The sequence below is a fragment of the uncultured Aliivibrio sp. genome, assembly GCF_946479765.1.
Classification (GTDB): Bacteria; Pseudomonadota; Gammaproteobacteria; order Enterobacterales; family Vibrionaceae; genus Aliivibrio.
In genome coordinates this window covers 20,561-35,932 of sequence record NZ_CAMLHO010000002.1, presented here as the reverse complement: position 1 = coordinate 35,932, position 15,372 = coordinate 20,561, and the positions used below count along the sequence as shown (strand labels likewise).

Sequence of the window (15,372 nt, the reverse complement as noted above, 5' to 3'; positions counted from 1 at the left end):
CGCAGGAATACGATATTGAAAATTAAACGATTTTTTGCAAAAGACATGCGTTCTGCTCTAGTTCAAGTAAAAGAAGAACTAGGCGTAGATGCTGTCATTATGTCAAATAAAAAAGTAACTGGCGGTATTGAGATCGTAGCGGCGATTGATCCTGGTGTGTCATCAAATTCAGCGCCAACACCTGTAAGTCGTCAAATTTCAGAAGACAAAGTGAGCGTGGGTAAAGGGTCGATGACACGACGTTTTGCTAACATGATCAAACAATATGGTTCAAATAGTGCAGAGTCTGAGCCTGTAAAAGAAAGCAGAGAAGAAGACAGTTTAGCGGCGCTATTGAAGCGTCAATCTAAATTTCAAGGTCAACCGTCAAGCTCGATCTCATATGCATCATTGAGTAAACCAGCAGCAAAGCTTGATACGTCAGAAATGACTCGGGCGATTCAAAATAATCCTAATTTAGCGCACCTTATTTTAGATAATCCGACGGGTCAGAAAGAAGAACGAGTACAACCAAGATTAGATCCTTCTCGCTATGAGAAAGGCCGCCGTTCTACGCAAGATTCTAATAAAGATTTAGAAAATATGCGTTCAGAAATGTCATCAATACGTCGTTTATTAGAGCATCAAGTTTCTGGTTTAATGTGGCAAGAAGTTGAACGACGTGAGCCATTACGTGCGATGTTGATTAAGCGCTTAGAAAAAATGGGTTTATCCGCAGAGCTTGCAGACCAATTAGCGTGCTATATTCCAGAAAATACACCACCAAAAGATGCGTGGTCAGCATTGTTAAAATTACTAGCAGAGCAGATCCCGACCGCCAAAGTCGACACATTATCTCGTGGTGGTATTGTTGCATTACTTGGGCCTACTGGTGTTGGTAAAACAACAACAATAGCTAAATTAGCAGCACGAGCAGCAATGGAATATGGACCAGATCAAGTTGCTTTAGTTACCACAGACACGTTCCGTATTGGTGCTCAAGAACAATTAGCGATCTATGGTCGTATTATGGGTTGTCCAGTACGTATCGCAAAAGACGCAGATGAGCTTGCTTCAGTGCTACATCAACTTCGTAATCGTCGCCTTATTCTTGTGGATACTGCGGGAATGGGACAGCGCGATGTAAGATTAACAGAACAACTTGATACATTGATGGAAAATAACGGCTCAGAAATCAGCAGTTATTTAGTGATGTCAGCAACGTCACAACGTCAAGTGTTACAAGAAACAATAGATCATTTTAAACGTATTCCATTATCAGGGTGCATTTTAAGTAAGATTGATGAATCATTAAGTTTAGGTGAGTTAATTAGTGTAACAATAGAAAATGGGTTACCAATAGCCTACATAGCAAATGGACAACGTGTACCAGAAGATATTGTTTTAGCTCAACCAAAATACTTAGTAGCAAAAGCAAACGAACTACTGGAAAAAACGACGGAAAAGGACCCTCATTTCTGGAATAGTGACATGCCAGAGGCAGACAACTTATGATTGATAATAATATATACGATCAGGCTAGTGGATTACGACGACTGACCAAGCCAACACTGACTAAAGTAGTTGCAGTGACGGGTGGTAAAGGCGGCGTAGGTAAAACAAACGTAACATTGAATCTAGCATTATCACTTGCTCAGCAAGGAAAGAAAGTAATGGTACTGGATGGCGATCTTGGCTTAGCCAATATTGATATTATGTTAGGAGTCCGTACTCATAAAAATTTAGGCCATGTTTTAGATGGTGAGTGTGAGCTTGCAGATATCATTGTTGAAGGCCCGTATGGCGTAAAATTGATACCAGCCACTTCAGGATCAAAATCGATGGCAGAGTTAAGTCCAGCACAGCATGCCGGTTTAATTCGAGCTTTTAGTAGCCTAGAAGAAGACATTGATATACTGCTAATCGATACCGCTGCTGGTATATCGGACATGGTCACTAGTTTCGCACGTGCAGCTCAAGATGTACTTGTAGTCGTGTGTGATGAACCAACCTCAATAACTGATGCGTATGCGTTGATTAAATTATTAAGCCGCGAGCATAATGTACAACGCTTTAAAATTGTAGCGAATATGGTAAGAAGTTATCGAGAAGGGCGTGAATTATTTGCTAAGTTAACATTAGTAACCGATCGTTTCTTATCTGCAAATATGGAATTGGTCGCTTGTATTCCATTGGATGAAAAAGTGCGCTTATCTGTTAGAAAGCAGAAAGTAGTTGTTGATGCGTATCCACGCTCTCCTGCGGCCTTAGCAATGAAGTCTTTAGCAAATAAAGTTGTGACTTGGCCTGTACCTAAAGCACCAAGTGGTCACTTAGAGTTCTTTGTAGAGAAATTACTTCGAACTGAGAAGACAAGTGAAGTTGAGGACGATTATGTCTGATGGCTTAACATACGATCATAAAGGTCACCTTAAGAGTCAGAAAGCATTTATAGAACGTTATTCTGATCTGGTTAAACGAATTGCTTACCACTTAATGGCAAGATTGCCAGCAAGCGTGCTAGTGGATGACCTTATTCAGGCAGGCATGATTGGCCTGTTAGAAGCACAGCAAAACTATGATGGTACTAAAGGCGCAAGCTTTGAAACTTACGCTGGTATACGAATTCGTGGCTCAATGTTGGATGAAATTCGACGTGGAGACTGGGTTCCTCGTTCTGTTCACAAGAACAGTCGTATGGTTAATTCTGCAATTAAAGTACTTGAGGCTAAACTTTCTCGTGATCCGACCGATAAAGAGATAGCAGAATACCTAGAATTACCGTTAGAACAGTATTATCAGATACTTAATGATGTAAATTGCGGTAAACTAGTCGGTATGGAAGATTTAGGCGTTTCTGATGATGTAATAACAACAGAAGAACATGCTGATGATAATATTCCATTTCAAGGTGTTGTCGACGAACACTTTAGAGTAGCTCTTGTGAAGGCAATAAAAACCCTTCCAGAAAGAGAGGCTCTGGTTTTATCTCTTTACTATGATGAAGAGCTAAATCTAAAAGAAATTGGTGCTGTTATAGGTGTTAGCGAATCTCGTGTCAGCCAGATACATAGCCAATCAATGCAACGACTACGGGCTAAGTTATCAACTTGGACAGTAGAATAATTAAATCCCGTTACTTTACCCTCACTGGAGGCACTTTTGAATAAAAACATTAAGATCCTTATTGTTGATGATTTCTCAACAATGCGCCGTATTGTAAAAAACTTATTACGTGACTTAGGTTTTAATAACACCCAAGAAGCAGATGATGGTTTAACAGCATTGCCACTGCTTAAAAAAGGTGGTTTCGAATTTGTAGTAACAGATTGGAACATGCCAGGGATGCAAGGGATCGACTTGCTAAAAACAATTCGTGCTGATAATGAGTTAAAACACTTACCAGTATTAATGATCACTGCTGAAGCAAAGCGTGAGCAGATTATTGAAGCAGCTCAAGCTGGCGTTAATGGTTACATTGTTAAGCCATTTACAGCCGCAACATTAAAAGAAAAATTAGACAAAATTTTTGAACGTTTATAAATAATGTTGTTCGGTAAGGATTAGCCAATAAAATGATTTCATTAACTGATGCTAAGGAACTTGTTGCTTTATTAGAAGCAGGCAAGCAAGAAGAAGCCGATCAATTCGTTGCTTCATTTTCTGTTTCTAGCGAACCTCCAATGTTACAAGAAATCGGCTCTTTAACTCGTGATCTTCATGAGTCATTAAAGAACTTTAAACTTGACCATCGAGTCGTTGCCATTGCAAATGATGAGATCCCTGATGCACGTGATCGTTTGCAATATGTGATTGATAAAACGGAAATGGCGGCAAATAAAACAATGGATGCCGTTGATCGTTCATTACCTATTGCTGACGAGTTGCATGAAGGCTTGTTACAGGTTCGTCCTCAATGGAACAGCTTGATGAAAGGTCGAATTGAACTCGCTCAATTTAAAACCTTATGCCATAACATTGATGGACTACTTACTCAAGTTGAAGGAAATAGCTCAGAATTACGCAATGAGCTAACTAACATCTTGATGGCGCAAGATTTCCAAGATCTTACCGGCCAAATAATTAAACGCGTAATTACGTTAGTTCAAGAAGTTGAAGACCGACTGGTTGATATTTTGACTTTGTTTAAAGTAGAAGAGCGACTTGGTAAAGAAGAAAAAATCAAACCTTCTGAAGCCGAAGGACCTATTTTAAACCCACATGAACGTGAAGATGCAGTTGCATCTCAAGATGATGTTGATGACCTATTAGCCAGTTTAGGATTTTAGAGGAATATTATGAGCTTTGAAATGGATGAAGACATCCTGCAAGATTTCTTAATTGAAGCAGGAGAGATTCTTGAGCTACTTTCTGAACAATTAGTTGAACTAGAACAGCGTCCCGATGACGGTGAACTATTAAATGCTATTTTCCGTGGTTTCCATACAGTAAAGGGTGGCGCAGGCTTTCTTTCATTAACTGAATTAGTTGATGCCTGTCATGGCGCTGAAAATGTGTTCGACATTCTTAGAACGGGTAAACGTAAAGTTACTTCTGAGTTGATGGATACTATTCTTGAAACTCTGGATAGTATAAACGTAATGTTTGTTGCGGTTCAAAATGGCGAAGCTTTAGAGCCTGCGGACAAACGTCTATTGGATTTGCTTCATACGTTAAGTAAGCCAGCATCAGTAGGTGAAGTGGCGGCTGCGGTTGAACAACCAGTAGTTGAAGCTCCTGTTGTCGCGCCAGTTGCTCAAAATAACATTCATGATTCAGTGGATGATATTACTGAAGATGAATTTGAAAAATTACTAGATGAATTGCATGGCAAGGGAACAGCACCCTCACAGTCAGCAGCGTTCCAAGCTCCTGTTATCTCGGTAGCAGATAGTGTGAGTGATGCTGATATTACGGATGATGAGTTCGAACGTTTGCTTGATGAACTTCATGGTTCAGGTCAGAGTCCAAGTAATTCAGTCGTTGCACCAATAGCCGATGTTAAGTCTGTTGATGAAGTATTGTCCGGCGATTCAGAATTAATGAGCGATGATGAGTTTGATAAGCTGTTAGATCAACTGCATGGTGCAGGCAAAGGTCCAACTGATGAAGAGCTAGCTCAAGCCGTTAAACCGGTAGCTGCTCCTACTCCAGTAGTCGAGCCAGTGCCAACGCGTACTACGGCACCCGTACCAACAAGAACTCAAGCTCCAGAAGTTAAGCCAGTAGTAAAAGCTCCTGTTAAGCAACAATCTAAATCACAAGCAGAAAGCACGGTACGTGTAGATACATCAACGCTTGATAACATCATGAATATGGTAGGTGAACTTGTATTAGTTCGTAACCGTTTAGTGAGTTTAGGTTTGAACAGCAATGACGAAGAAATGTCAAAAGCCGTTTCTAATCTTGATGTTGTTACTGCAGACATCCAAGGCGCAGTAATGAAAACTCGTATGCAACCGATCAAGAAAGTATTTGGTCGTTTCCCACGAGTTGTACGTGATTTAGCTCGTACGCTGAAAAAAGACATTGTGCTTGAAATGCGCGGTGAAGAAACAGATTTAGATAAAAACTTAGTTGAAGCACTTGCGGATCCCCTGATTCACTTGGTTCGTAACTCTGTAGATCATGGTATTGAAATGCCTGAAGCTCGTGAGGGAATGGGTAAAAACCGTACAGGTAAAGTTATTTTATCTGCTTCTCAAGAAGGTGACCATATCTTACTAAGCATCATCGATGATGGTGGTGGTATGGATGCCGATAAGCTTCGTGGTATTGCGGTAACTCGTGGCTTAATGGATACAGATGCAGCGTCTCGTTTGACCAATAAAGAGTGTTATAACTTAATTTTTGCACCAGGTTTCTCAACCAAAACTGAAATTTCAGACATTTCAGGTCGTGGTGTAGGTATGGACGTAGTAAAAACTGCGATCAACCAATTAAACGGTTCAATTGATATTGATTCAACCATGGGTGAAGGAACTAAGATTGTAATCAAAGTTCCATTGACGTTAGCGATTCTACCAACCTTGATGGTAGGTGTTGCTAATCAACCATTTGCCTTGCCACTAGCAAGTGTTAATGAGATCTTCCATCTTGATTTGTCTAAGACAAACATAGTTGATGGTCAATTGACAACGATAGTTCGTGAAAAATCAATCCCATTATTCTTCTTACAAGATTGGTTGGTTAAAGGTTCTAGTCAAACAGAACGTAAAGGGCTGGGCCATGTCGTTATTATTCAATTAGGTGCTCAACGTGTTGGTTTCGTTGTAGATACGTTAATTGGTCAAGAAGAAGTAGTGATTAAACCGCTTGATGAATTATTACAAGGCACACCAGGAATGGCAGGTGCAACTATTACTTCTGATGGTCATATTGCATTGATCCTTGATGTTCCAAATTTGCTTAAGCGTTACGCTGTTCGCACGCGTTAATGCACAAGGATAGACATGGCAATAAAAGTATTAGTTGTTGATGATTCAAGTTTTTTTCGTCGCAGAGTGAGTGAAATCATTAACTCTGACCCACGTTTAGAAGTTATTGACGTTGCAGTTAACGGTAAAGAAGCCGTAGAAAAAGCACTGTCATTAAAGCCAGATGTTATTACTATGGATATTGAAATGCCGGTTATGGATGGCATTTCAGCAGTAAGAGAAATTATGAAGGTTTGCCCAACGCCGACCTTAATGTTTTCTTCTCTTACTCATGATGGTGCAAAGGCAACGCTGGATGCATTGGATGCAGGTGCTTTAGATTTCTTACCAAAGAAATTTGAAGACATTGCTCGTAATAGAGATGAAGCCGTTAGTTTATTGCAAAAACGTATTGTTGAAATTTCACGTAAAAAATTGTTTATGCGTCGTCCATCACTGGTATCGCAAACAGCAACAGCAACGCGTCCAATAGCACGAACAGCGGCAACTACGACAGCAGTAACTACAACATCAGTAAAAAATGTATCAGTCGCACCAATAAGTCAACGTTTTAAAGCAACAGGTAAAAAATATCAATTAACTGCAATTGGGACTTCAACAGGAGGTCCTGTTGCACTACAAAAGATATTAACGGCAATTCCAGCTAATTACCCACATCCGATTATTTTAGTTCAGCATATGCCAGCAACCTTTACGGCAGCATTTGCAGCACGTTTAGATAATCTGTGCCAAATCCAAGTGAAAGAAGCACAAGATGGTGATGTGCTAAAACCAGGCTGTGCGTATCTTGCTCCTGGTGGTTTGCAAATGATGGTTGATGGTCGTCCTGGCTCTGCTCGTTTGAAGATATTGGATGGCGGTGAGCGTATGAACTATAAGCCTTGTGTTGATGTTACTTTTGGTTCAGCCGCTAAGGTGTATGGCGATAAGGTACTTTCAATGATCTTAACAGGTATGGGTGCAGACGGTCGTGAAGGCTGTCGCATGCTAAAAGCTGCAGGTGCGACAATTTGGTCTCAAGATGAGCAAAGCTGTGTTGTTTATGGTATGCCTCAAGCCATTGATAAAGCAGAACTATCATCAGAAAGTTTACCCCTTGATCGTGTAGCAGAACGAATTCTGATCGAAGTCGGATTAAAGTAGGAAAATACGAATGATTGTCTGGAGCATAGCGAACCAGAAAGGTGGCGTTGGTAAAACAACCACAACTATTACACTTGCTGGTTTACTAAATCAACGCGGTAAGCGTGTGTTAATGGTTGATACCGATCCTCATGGGTCGTTAACAACCTATATGGGCTATGACTCAGACAATTTGCCGAGCAGCTTATTTGAACTATTTCAGCTTCCTGCGCTAAGCAAAGCAGCGGTAACCCCGTTTATTTTAAAAAGTAACATTCCTGGGTTGGATCTTATTCCAGCGCATATGTCGCTTGCTACTCTTGATCGTGTCATGGGAAACCGTAATGGGATGGGGTTAGTATTAAAGCGAGCATTAAAAGCCTTAGAAGACGAATATGACTACGTATTAATTGATTGCCCTCCTATTTTAGGGGTTATGATGGTCAATGCATTAGCAGCAAGCACTCGTATACTTATTCCAGTACAAACTGAATTTTTAGCCATGAAAGGCCTAGAAAGAATGATGAGAACGTTAAATATAATGCAGAGAAATAAACCCTCTTTGTTTGATGTTACCATTATTCCAACGATGTATGACAAGCGAACCAATGCGTCATTACAAACATTAATGGAACTGAAATCAACCTATTCAGACCAAGTTTGGGCATCAGCAGTTCCTATTGATACAAAATTTAGAGACGCTAGTTTGAAAAGAATGCCGCCTTCATTTGTTTCCCCAAATAGCCGTGGTGTTTTTGCATATAAAACATTATTGAATTACTTAGAGAGATTAGCTTAATGGCTGATTTTAAAACATTTACCAGTGAAGAAGCCTTAGATGACTATTTTTCATCACTGTTAGATGAAGAGATTATTGAACCTGAACTAGAACTAGAACTTGAAGATAGCATTCTGCCAGAGCCTGAAATTACTTGGCATTCAGAATCGGTAACGCTGGATACACCAGAACCACAATATCAACCACAATTTTCAGCCAGTGTGGATGATGAGGATGATTACCCGTTTGAACTTCCTCAATTAGAAGATGTTCAACGTTTGTTAAGTCAGTTAGAAAGTTCACAGCTTGAAGCTCAAGCTGAAATTGATGCTCTTATTTTAGATGATATTAAATTTGAACAACCGGTTGTTAACATCAAAGAAACAGAAACTGAGTTAACAATAGACGCTGATACAGAAATTGAAGAGTCAGTCGAAGAATTAGATCTTTCGGCTTGGGATATTTCAGATAAAATAGCGCCCTCTTTAGGATCTCAACCTGTTGTCGATACCACTAATGATCTTGATGAAAATCAAGACATAGGGACAGATATTGAGTTAGAAACCCAAGTAGGAAAAGCGCCACCGCTAAGTGGTTTAGATTGGGAAAACGTTGAGCATGACAACGAATTTCAAGTACTCTTTTTTGAAGTGATGGGCGTGATGTTTGCGGTCCCATTAGCTCAATTAGGTGGAATACATCAGATTACAGAATTGAGCCACCTTATCGGCCGTCCAGATTGGTATCTTGGCTTACAAAACAGCCGAGAAAAGAAGATTGATGCTTTAGATACAGCAAAGTGGGTGATGCCACAAAGTATCAAAGATGACAGTTATAAAGAAGATTACCAGTACCTTGTTATGCTTGGTGAAAGCAAATGGGGTTTAGCGTGTAATGCGTTAGCTGGAACTGAAACCATCACCAGCGATAAAATTCGTTGGCGTAAAACCGCAGGAAAACGTCCGTGGTTGTCTGGTATGGTAAAAGAGAAGATGTGTGCCTTGATTCACGTTGAGGCAATGATTACGATGCTTAATGCCGGTCTCGACATTAAGGGAATAGAGTAAGATAGCTCTAAGAGGACGAGGAAATACAATGTCTCAGTATAATCAAGTAGAGATCCGTAAAGATCAAGTAAGCGATGAAGTACTACAGTGGGTGACTTTTCAATTAGAAGAAGAGACCTATGGTATTAACGTAATGCAAGTTCGTGAAGTATTACGTCATACAGAAATTGCACCAGTACCAGGTGCACCAGACTACGTTTTAGGTATTATCAACCTTCGTGGTAACGTAGTAACAGTTATTGATACTCGTTCACGTTTTGGCTTAATGCAAGGCGAGATTAGTGATAATACACGTATCATAGTGATTGAATCTGAGCGCCAAGTTATCGGTATCCTTGTTGATAGCGTAGCAGAAGTTGTATACTTACGCTCATCAGAAATTGACACTACGCCAAGTGTTGGCACGGAAGAAAGCGCTAAGTTCATCCAAGGCGTTAGCAACCGTGAGGACAAATTACTTATCTTGGTAGACCTTAACAAACTTTTGTCTGAAGACGAATGGGATGACATGGCAAGCCTATAATGGTTGATATATTAACTCAGCTCTCCGAGCTATTCGCAGCAACAGCAATGATCTTGGTTCTTGTGGTTTTTGTTATATTAAATCGCAAGAATAAGCAGTTAATGATGCAATTAGCTGATGCGCAAAAGCAAAATAAACAACATCAAGATGAACAACAAAAGCTTCAGAAGCAATTTGTTGAGTTTCGTACTGGTTCGATTAATTTAGGACAGCAAGTGGCGGAAATGACTCAATTAAGTCAACATTTTGATGATCGTTTAAATGAGCTAGAAAATACAGATGCTGATAGTCGTTTATATTCGAGAGCCAATAAATTGGTTCAGCTCGGCGCAGGCATTAATGAGCTAATGGAAGAGTGTGAACTGCCAAAAGCAGAAGCTGAGTTGATGATGTCTTTACAAGCAAAAATTGCAAAAGGTAAAGGATCAATCCCACCATTACTATTAGAAGACGAAGATTAACGTTTTTCTTATCCCGAAAAATAATTAAGCTCCTCAATTGAGGGGCTTTTTTTTTCCTAAATTATCGGTTTCTATATGGTAAAATTACGCAATAGTAACCATAAAGTGGTAAGTTGGTTTTGTGAGGCAAGTTCTTGATACCCTTATAAAATACAATGTATTAAGAAAGTGAAACGAAAGGACATACTTATTTACTTATCTATCTAAATAGATTTGTTTTATATCTAAGTTTCGCGGTTTTTGCTGTGCTAGAATGCCACTAATATTTTTTAACATATAGATAGCTATGCTAGAAATTCGCAATGTAACCTGTATTCGAGATGAACGTGTTTTATTTGAACAGTTAAGCTTTACTGTCTCTGATGGGGAGCTTATTCAAATAGAAGGGCAAAATGGCGCGGGTAAAACCACATTACTGCGAATTATTGCTGGGTTAGGTTATGCGGATGAAGGTGACATCTATTGGAAAGGCGAATTAACCAAGAAAAGTCGTGAAGAGTTTCATACCGACTTGCTTTTTCTTGGTCACCATACGGGGGTTAAGCGAGAGTTAACTGCGTTTGAGAATTTAGCGTTTTATCAATCAATGCATAACAATTACGATGATGCTGCGATTTGGGATGCTCTTGCTCGTGTTGGTTTAGTTGGTCGAGAAGATGTTGCAGCAGGACAATTGTCAGCAGGACAACAGCGCAGAGTTGCATTAGCTCGTCTTTGGTTAAGTAATCATAAATTATGGATTTTAGATGAACCTCTTACTGCTATTGATAAACAAGGGGTAAAAGTGCTTGAGCAGCTATTTATGGATCATGCGAAGCAAGGTGGTATTGTTTTATTAACTACGCATCAAGACTTATTTACAAACAGTAATGAATTGAAAAAAATCAGGTTAGGTGAATAGATGTTCGCTTCAATGACAACCATTATCCGACGTGAGTTATTAATCGCGTTTCGTCGTAAAGCCGATATTCTTAATCCGCTGTGGTTTTTTATTATTGTCATTACTTTATTTCCATTAAGTATCGGCCCTGAACCCGTTCTTTTAGCACGTATTGCCGCAGGGATTGTATGGGTTGCCGCACTTTTATCTGCATTGCTTTCTTTAGAGCGATTATTTAGAGATGATTTCTCGGATGGTTCATTAGAGCAGATGATGTTAATGCCAATGCCTTTATCAGTATTGGTATTAGCTAAAGTATTTGCTCACTGGGTATTAACAGGCTTGCCATTGATCATTATCAGCCCATTACTTGCTATTTTATTGTCTTTAGATTTTAATTCTTGGTTAGCTATCGTTTTAACGTTATTACTTGGAACTCCAACCTTGAGCTTTCTTGGTGCGGTTGGGGTAGCGTTAACGGTTGGTCTTCAAAAAGGAGGCGTGTTATTGAGTCTTCTTATTCTTCCGTTATATATTCCAGTTCTAATTTTTGCGACATCTGCAATTGATGCTGCAAGCTTAGGTATGGCTTATAATGGCCAATTAGCGATTTTAGGTGCTCTTTTAATGGGCTCCGCAACATTGACTCCATTTGCCATTAGTTCGGCACTGCGAGTGAGTGTTCAGTAAATATAATTATAATTTTAATATTTAAGTAAGTGAGATAAACCAATGTGGAAATGGCTACATCCTTACGCTAAACCAGAAAAAGCGTATCAATTAAGTACCACACTGTTACCGTGGTTTGCGGTGATTTCAATCATCAGTTTAACGGTGGGCACCATTTGGGGCTTGGCGTTTGCACCGTCTGATTATCAGCAAGGTGACAGTTTTAGAATCATCTATATTCATGTGCCGTCAGCCATTTTATCTATGGGTGCCTACATGTCGATGGCGATTGCTGCCTTTATCGGTTTGGTTTGGCAATTAAAACTGTCTGATCAGGCAGCAGCAGCAATGGCGCCCGTCGGTGCGGTATTTACCTTTATAGCTTTGCTAACTGGTGCCGTGTGGGGCAAACCAATGTGGGGGGCATGGTGGGTATGGGATGCTCGTTTAACCTCTGAACTTATTCTTCTTTTCTTGTACTTAGGTGTCATGGCGCTGTATAACGCATTTGATGATCAACGTACTGCGGCTCGCGCTGCTGGTATTCTTGCGATTGTTGGTGTTATTAATTTACCAATTATTCACTTTTCAGTGGAATGGTGGAATACGCTTCATCAAGGTGCGAGTATCACAAAGTTTGATAAACCGTCTATTTCTGCTGATATGTTGTGGCCTTTATTATTAAATATCATTGGCTTTGCAACTTTCTTTGGTTCTGTGACTCTTATTCGTTTTAGGAATGAAATTTTAGCAAAAGAAAGTCACCGTCCTTGGGTTAGAGCGTTAGTTGAGAAGAGGGGATTATTGTAATGCATTTTGATACATTCAGTGATTTTTTAGCCATGGGTGGTTATGCCATTTATGTTTGGGGTGCCTTTGGTGCGACTTTTCTTTCATTATTCTGGATTTTATTTTCTAGCTTAGGCAAACGCCGTCAATTGCTAAAAGAAATTGAACAGAAAATGGCACGAGAAGAACGAATTAAAAAAGCAAAAACTATGGAGAACACATTATGAATCCAAGACGTAAAAAACGCCTAGGATTGATCCTTGCTTTATTCTTTGGGGTCAGTGCAACCGTTGGTTTAATGATCTATGCATTGAATCAAAATATGGACCTATTCTATACCCCAACAGAACTTGTTAATGGTAAACCTGATGGCACTAAACCAGAAGTCGGTCAACGCCTTCGCATTGGTGGCATGGTTGTCGCTGGTACTGTTAAACGTGATAGTGAATCACTTGAAGTATCATTCAAAGTTGCAGATGTTGGCCCTGAAGTTACGGTTATTTTTGATGGGATTCTTCCTGATTTATTCCGTGAAGGTCAAGGTATTGTAGCGCAAGGTGTTCTTGTCGATGCAACCACAGTTAAGGCTCATGAAGTATTGGCTAAGCATGATGAAGAATACATGCCGCCTGAAGTTGCAGAAGCAATGAAGAAAACGCATGAGCCACTTCAATACACAGATCAACAAAAACAAGGAACAGGTCAATGATCGCAGAACTCGGTCATTTTGCCTTAATTGCTTCTTTAGGACTTTCTATTCTATTGAGTATATTGCCAATATACGGTGTAAGCCGTGGCAATAAAGCATTAATGCAAAGTGCAAGACCATTGTCGTGGGGTATGTTCTTACTCCTTGGCTTATCATTTGGGATCTTAATGTGGGCGTTCTACATTAATGATTTCACCCTGCAATACGTAGCAAGTAACTCAAACAGCTTACTTCCTTGGTACTACCGTTTAACGGCAGTTTGGGGTGCTCATGAAGGTTCATTATTGCTTTGGGTTCTTATCCAAGCGGGTTGGACTGTAGCCGTAGCAACATTCAGTCGTGGTATGCCACAAGAATCCGTTGCACGTGTATTAGCAGTAATGGGGTGGATTAACGTCGGTTTCTTACTGTTCATTATTCTTACATCAAACCCATTCTTACGTACTCTGCCATTTTTCCCAATTGACGGTCGTGACTTAAATCCGCTTCTACAAGATCCGGGTCTAATTATTCATCCACCGATGCTATACATGGGTTATGTTGGTTTCTCAGTTGCGTTCTCTTTTGCTATCGCGTCATTAATGGCCGGTCGTTTAGATACGGCTTGGGCTCGTTGGTCTCGTCCTTGGACAATCGCGGCATGGTCATTCCTAACAGTAGGTATCTCTCTAGGTTCATGGTGGGCATATTATGAACTTGGTTGGGGTGGCTGGTGGTTCTGGGATCCAGTAGAAAACGCATCATTTATGCCTTGGCTTGCTGGTACCGCATTAATGCACTCATTAGCAGTAACAGAGAAACGCGGCACGTTTAAAGCGTGGACAGTATTACTGGCAATTTTAGCTTTCTCATTAAGTCTATTAGGTACATTCCTAGTTCGTTCAGGTATCTTAGTATCGGTTCACGCCTTTGCTTCAGATCCAGCGCGAGGCATGTTTATTCTTGGTTTCCTAGTCATTGTGATCGGTGGTTCACTGCTATTGTTCGCATTGAGAGGAGCGTCAATACGAGCTCGTGGTAATTTCTCACTGTTCTCTCGTGAAAATGCGTTATTAGCAAACAATACATTATTGATGACCGCATTAGTTGTGGTTCTTGTTGGTACGTTATTACCGCTAGTACATAAACAACTTGGTTTAGGCTCTGTATCCATTGGCGCACCATTCTTTGATATGTTGTTTGCATGGTTAATGATCCCATTTGCTTTCTTAATGGGTACTGGTCCACTGATCCGCTGGAAACGTGACAATTTAGGCCATTTAGCAAAACGCATGGTAATTACAGGGGCTATCACGGTTCCTCTAGCTGCTGTCTTTATGGTTATCTTTGCAGATAGATTCCAATTCATGCCATACCTTGGTTGGATGATGTCTATTTGGATTGTGATCCTACACGGTTTTGAATTGCATGAACGTGCAACTCACCGTCATACCTTCTTTATTGGTTTAATGAAATTAGGTCGTAGTCACTGGGCAATGATGTTTGCACACATTGGTCTAGCTGTGAGTATTATCGGTATTGCCATGGTACAAAACTACAGCATCGAAAAAGATGTACGTTTAGCACCAGGTGAGCATATTGAAATGAACGGATACCAGTTCTACTTTGCCGGTGTGCGTGATACTGACGGTCCTAACTATGATGGTTATACCGCTGATTTTGATATCACTCTTGATGGTAAAGCGATTAATACTCTTCATGCTGAAAAACGTTTTTATGAAACCTCTGGTTCTATGATGACAGAGGCAGCGATTGATCGCGGCTTTACTCGTGACCTATACATCGCAATGGGCGAGCGTCTGGATGATAACCGTTCATGGGCGGTACGTATTTATTACAAACCATTCGTACGTTGGATCTGGGCTGGTACATTATTTATGGCGATTGGCGGCATATTAGCATTATCTGATAAGCGCTATCGTTTCCGTAAAACAGCAAAGAAACAGGAAGCTTAAATT

General features: G+C 40.2%; 17 protein-coding genes. All 17 read left to right on the top strand.

What is annotated here, in order from left to right; all coding sequences use genetic code 11:
• Positions 1-15 precede the first annotated feature (15 nt).
• The 17 genes from flhF to Q1K78_RS01220 all read left to right on the top strand — a co-directional run bounded on the left by flhF (position 16) and on the right by Q1K78_RS01220 (position 15,369).
• Positions 16-1,494: a flagellar biosynthesis protein FlhF gene (gene flhF, locus Q1K78_RS01300; RefSeq protein ID WP_300173602.1), complete on the top strand. Its 1,479-nt coding sequence runs from the start codon at positions 16-18 to the stop codon at positions 1,492-1,494.
• Positions 1,491-2,381 (top strand): MinD/ParA family protein, encoded by an 891-nt coding sequence (locus Q1K78_RS01295; protein ID WP_300173600.1) that lies wholly within the window; start codon positions 1,491-1,493, stop codon positions 2,379-2,381. The genes flhF and Q1K78_RS01295 overlap by 4 nt, the downstream gene beginning before the upstream one ends.
• Positions 2,374-3,105 (top strand): RNA polymerase sigma factor FliA, encoded by a 732-nt coding sequence (locus tag Q1K78_RS01290; protein WP_300173598.1) that lies wholly within the window; start codon positions 2,374-2,376, stop codon positions 3,103-3,105. The genes Q1K78_RS01295 and Q1K78_RS01290 overlap by 8 nt, the downstream gene beginning before the upstream one ends.
• A 36-nt stretch (positions 3,106-3,141) precedes the next feature.
• Positions 3,142-3,522 carry a chemotaxis response regulator CheY gene (gene cheY, locus Q1K78_RS01285; RefSeq protein ID WP_300173596.1) on the top strand — a complete coding sequence of 127 codons (381 nt, stop codon included), beginning with the start codon at positions 3,142-3,144 and terminating at the stop codon, positions 3,520-3,522.
• Positions 3,523-3,554: 32 nt separating this feature from the next.
• Positions 3,555-4,268, top strand: coding sequence for a protein phosphatase CheZ (locus Q1K78_RS01280; protein WP_300173594.1), 714 nt, complete (start codon positions 3,555-3,557; stop codon positions 4,266-4,268).
• A 9-nt stretch (positions 4,269-4,277) separates the two neighbouring features.
• Positions 4,278-6,416 (top strand): chemotaxis protein CheA, encoded by a 2,139-nt coding sequence (locus Q1K78_RS01275; protein WP_300173592.1) that lies wholly within the window; start codon positions 4,278-4,280, stop codon positions 6,414-6,416.
• 15 nt (positions 6,417-6,431) lie between these two features.
• Positions 6,432-7,559 (top strand): chemotaxis response regulator protein-glutamate methylesterase, encoded by a 1,128-nt coding sequence (locus Q1K78_RS01270; RefSeq protein WP_300173590.1) that lies wholly within the window; start codon positions 6,432-6,434, stop codon positions 7,557-7,559.
• A 10-nt stretch (positions 7,560-7,569) separates the two neighbouring features.
• A complete protein-coding gene (locus tag Q1K78_RS01265) occupies positions 7,570-8,337 on the top strand; it encodes a ParA family protein (protein ID WP_300173588.1) in 768 nt (255 codons plus the stop codon).
• Positions 8,337-9,383, top strand: coding sequence for a chemotaxis protein CheW (locus tag Q1K78_RS01260; RefSeq protein WP_300173586.1), 1,047 nt, complete (start codon positions 8,337-8,339; stop codon positions 9,381-9,383). The genes Q1K78_RS01265 and Q1K78_RS01260 overlap by 1 nt, the downstream gene beginning before the upstream one ends.
• 28 nt (positions 9,384-9,411) lie before the next feature.
• Positions 9,412-9,906: a chemotaxis protein CheW gene (locus Q1K78_RS01255; protein ID WP_300173584.1), complete on the top strand. Its 495-nt coding sequence runs from the start codon at positions 9,412-9,414 to the stop codon at positions 9,904-9,906.
• Positions 9,906-10,367, top strand: a complete 462-nt coding sequence (locus Q1K78_RS01250; protein ID WP_300173582.1) for a DUF2802 domain-containing protein — start codon at positions 9,906-9,908, stop codon at positions 10,365-10,367. Before Q1K78_RS01255 ends, Q1K78_RS01250 begins: the two co-directional genes overlap by 1 nt.
• A gap of 286 nt (positions 10,368-10,653) precedes the next feature.
• A complete protein-coding gene (ccmA, locus tag Q1K78_RS01245; protein ID WP_300173580.1) occupies positions 10,654-11,268 on the top strand; it encodes a cytochrome c biogenesis heme-transporting ATPase CcmA in 615 nt (204 codons plus the stop codon).
• On the top strand, positions 11,269-11,937 hold the full coding sequence (gene ccmB / locus Q1K78_RS01240; RefSeq protein WP_300173578.1) for a heme exporter protein CcmB: 669 nt from the start codon (positions 11,269-11,271) through the stop codon (positions 11,935-11,937).
• Positions 11,938-11,979: 42 nt separating this feature from the next.
• Complete coding sequence (locus tag Q1K78_RS01235) at positions 11,980-12,726, top strand: heme ABC transporter permease (protein WP_300173576.1); 747 nt, start codon at positions 11,980-11,982, stop codon at positions 12,724-12,726.
• Positions 12,726-12,932, top strand: coding sequence for a heme exporter protein CcmD (ccmD, locus tag Q1K78_RS01230; protein WP_300173574.1), 207 nt, complete (start codon positions 12,726-12,728; stop codon positions 12,930-12,932). Before Q1K78_RS01235 ends, ccmD begins: the two co-directional genes overlap by 1 nt.
• A complete protein-coding gene (gene ccmE, locus Q1K78_RS01225; RefSeq protein ID WP_300173572.1) occupies positions 12,929-13,414 on the top strand; it encodes a cytochrome c maturation protein CcmE in 486 nt (161 codons plus the stop codon). The genes ccmD and ccmE overlap by 4 nt, the downstream gene beginning before the upstream one ends.
• Positions 13,411-15,369 (top strand): heme lyase CcmF/NrfE family subunit, encoded by a 1,959-nt coding sequence (locus Q1K78_RS01220; protein ID WP_300173569.1) that lies wholly within the window; start codon positions 13,411-13,413, stop codon positions 15,367-15,369. Before ccmE ends, Q1K78_RS01220 begins: the two co-directional genes overlap by 4 nt.
• The last annotated feature ends 3 nt before the right edge of the window (positions 15,370-15,372 follow it).

Bases quoted from the DNA above. Each gene is read 5' to 3' on its own strand.
- ccmB (WP_300173578.1), top strand. From the start codon at position 11,269: ATGTTCGCTTCAATGACAACCATTATCCGACGTGAGTTATTAATCGCG.
- Q1K78_RS01290 (WP_300173598.1), top strand. From the start codon at position 2,374: ATGTCTGATGGCTTAACATACGATCATAAAGGTCACCTTAAGAGTCAG.
- Q1K78_RS01265 (WP_300173588.1), top strand. From the start codon at position 7,570: ATGATTGTCTGGAGCATAGCGAACCAGAAAGGTGGCGTTGGTAAAACA.
- Q1K78_RS01280 (WP_300173594.1), top strand. From the start codon at position 3,555: ATGATTTCATTAACTGATGCTAAGGAACTTGTTGCTTTATTAGAAGCA.
- Q1K78_RS01260 (WP_300173586.1), top strand. From the start codon at position 8,337: ATGGCTGATTTTAAAACATTTACCAGTGAAGAAGCCTTAGATGACTAT.
- ccmD (WP_300173574.1), top strand. From the start codon at position 12,726: ATGCATTTTGATACATTCAGTGATTTTTTAGCCATGGGTGGTTATGCC.
- ccmE (WP_300173572.1), top strand. From the start codon at position 12,929: ATGAATCCAAGACGTAAAAAACGCCTAGGATTGATCCTTGCTTTATTC.
- Q1K78_RS01275 (WP_300173592.1), top strand. From the start codon at position 4,278: ATGAGCTTTGAAATGGATGAAGACATCCTGCAAGATTTCTTAATTGAA.
- Q1K78_RS01235 (WP_300173576.1), top strand. From the start codon at position 11,980: ATGTGGAAATGGCTACATCCTTACGCTAAACCAGAAAAAGCGTATCAA.
- Q1K78_RS01270 (WP_300173590.1), top strand. From the start codon at position 6,432: ATGGCAATAAAAGTATTAGTTGTTGATGATTCAAGTTTTTTTCGTCGC.
- Q1K78_RS01295 (WP_300173600.1), top strand. From the start codon at position 1,491: ATGATTGATAATAATATATACGATCAGGCTAGTGGATTACGACGACTG.
- Q1K78_RS01255 (WP_300173584.1), top strand. From the start codon at position 9,412: ATGTCTCAGTATAATCAAGTAGAGATCCGTAAAGATCAAGTAAGCGAT.
- ccmA (WP_300173580.1), top strand. From the start codon at position 10,654: ATGCTAGAAATTCGCAATGTAACCTGTATTCGAGATGAACGTGTTTTA.
- Q1K78_RS01220 (WP_300173569.1), top strand. From the start codon at position 13,411: ATGATCGCAGAACTCGGTCATTTTGCCTTAATTGCTTCTTTAGGACTT.
- Q1K78_RS01250 (WP_300173582.1), top strand. From the start codon at position 9,906: ATGGTTGATATATTAACTCAGCTCTCCGAGCTATTCGCAGCAACAGCA.